Genomic DNA, 2,126 nt, shown 5'->3' with positions numbered 1-2,126 from the left:
GTGCTCGTCCTGACAAAAGATGACCTCGCGGATGGCTTCTCCGGCGCCGTCACCAAGATGAAGCGAATCCTCCGCACCTCATACCTCAGCCCGCCGGCCGCAGCTGGCTTTTCCAGCGCAATCTGAGGCAGCGAGCCGCCGATGTCTGCAAGACGTGAGGGAGGATCGGGTCGGTATCGGCCAAAGGTGAGGGAGCATCCCGGACCCAATCCGAAAACGACGACGCTCCCCCACCATTGGTGAGGGAGCGTCGGGTTGGAACACGCCAAACGTGAGCGAGCGTCCAGAGGCAGGGCGGCAGCGGGGGCGGTTAGCGCTCCAGGTCGCCGCGGATGAAGGCCTCGACCTTTTCACGGGCGCGGTCGTCGTTGAACTGCTCCGGCGGGGATTTCATGAAGTAGCTCGACGCCGAGACCAGAGGGCCGCCGATGCCGCGGTCCAGGCCGATCTTGGCGGCACGGATAGCGTCGATGATCACGCCGGCGGAGTTGGGCGAGTCCCAGACTTCGCGCTTGTATTCCAGCGACACCGGGGCGTCGCCGAAGTTGCGGCCCTCAAGGCGGACGAAGGCCCACTTGCGGTCATCGAGCCACTGGACGTAGTCGGACGGGCCGATGTGGACGTCCTTGGCGGCGAGCTCGGCCTCGACGTTGGAGGTGACGGCCTGGGTCTTGGAGATCTTCTTGGACTCCAGGCGGTCGCGCTCGAGCATGTTCTTGAAGTCCATGTTGCCGCCGACGTTCAGCTGGTACGTGCGGTCCAGGGTGACGCCGCGGTCCTCGAACAGCTTGGCCATGACGCGGTGCGTGATGGTGGCACCGATCTGGCTCTTGATGTCATCGCCCACGATCGGCACGCCCGCGGCGGTGAACTTGTCCGCCCACTCCTTGGTGCCGGCCAGGAAGACCGGCAGGGCGTTGACGAACGCCACGCCGGCATCGATCGCGCACTGGGCGTAGAACTCGGCGGCCTGCTGGGAGCCGACCGGCAGGTAGCAGACCATGACGTCAACCTGGGCGTCCTTGAGAGCCTGGACGACGTCGACCGGCTCCTCCGGGGACTGCTCGATGGTCTCGAGGTAGTACTTGCCCAGGCCGTCCAGGGTGTGGCCGCGCTGGACCGTGACGCCGGTCGGCGGGACGTCGGCGATCTTGATGGTGTTGTTTTCGCTGGCCAGAATGGCGTCGGACAGGTCCTGCCCCACCTTCTTGCCGTCGACGTCGAACGCGGCAACGAACTGGACGTCGCCGACGTGGTACTGGCCGAACTCCACGTGCATCAGGCCCGGGATCGTGGCCTTGGGGTCGGCATCTTTGTAGTACTGGACGCCCTGGACCAGCGAAGCGGCGCAGTTACCTACGCCGACGATTGCAACACGAATCGGATGTGAAGACACGGAACTCCTTTTGAGAAACAAGGGTGACCGGCGCGGCCGCACTCTGAGGTACTGCATCAGTTGTGCGGGCGGCAGGCGGACACGACGCCGTAAGGCGCCCTTAGTAGTCTAGTCAACGCCGCCGGGGCCGCGGTTGTTCCCCGGCGGACCCGGCGCTTCTGTTAACTGCGGTAACTGCGGATGCCTACGACTTCTGGGCCCACAGGTTGATGTCTGATTCGACGGCGAATTCATCGATCGCGTCGATCTCATCAGCCGTGAAATCCAGGTTGTTGATCGCCGACAAGGTGTCCTCAAGCTGCCGGACGCTGGACGCGCCCACCAGTGCGGACGTGACCGACGAGCCCTTGCCCTGATCGCGCAGGATCCAGGCGATGGCCAGCTGCGCGAGCGTCTGCCCGCGGCCCTCGGCGATCCGGTTGAGCCCGCGCACGCGGTCCAGTTTCTCCTCGGTGATCATGGATTCGCCCAGGGACTTGTGCTGGGCGGCCCGGGAGTCGGCCGGAATGCCCTTCAGGTAGCGGTCGGTGAGCATGCCCTGGGCCAGCGGCGAGAACGCGATGGATCCGGCGCCCACCTGCTCCAGCGCCTCGAAGAGGTTGGGGCTGCCGTTCTCGGTCCAGCGGTTGAGCATGGAGTAGCTGGGCTGGTGGATCAGCAGCGGGGTGCCGAGTTCCTTGAGTATTCCCGCGGCCTCGATGGTCTGTTCCGGGGTGTAGGACGAAATGCC

2 protein-coding genes are annotated in these 2,126 nt (G+C 65.1%); both read right to left on the bottom strand.

Going from position 1 to position 2,126, the window contains the following annotated elements; translation table 11 throughout:
• Positions 1 to 310 precede the first annotated feature (310 nt).
• Positions 311 to 1,396: an inositol-3-phosphate synthase gene (locus tag LQV45_RS27620; RefSeq protein WP_230010050.1), complete on the bottom strand. Its 1,086-nt coding sequence runs from the start codon at positions 1,394 to 1,396 to the stop codon at positions 311 to 313.
• Between the two features lie 184 nt (positions 1,397 to 1,580).
• The coding region (locus LQV45_RS27615) for an aldo/keto reductase (RefSeq protein ID WP_230010048.1) at positions 1,581 to 2,126 on the bottom strand (546 nt) is incomplete at its 5' end.

The organism is Microbacterium sp. Bi128 (assembly GCF_918698205.1).
This window is presented reverse-complemented; position numbering and strand designations above follow the sequence as displayed.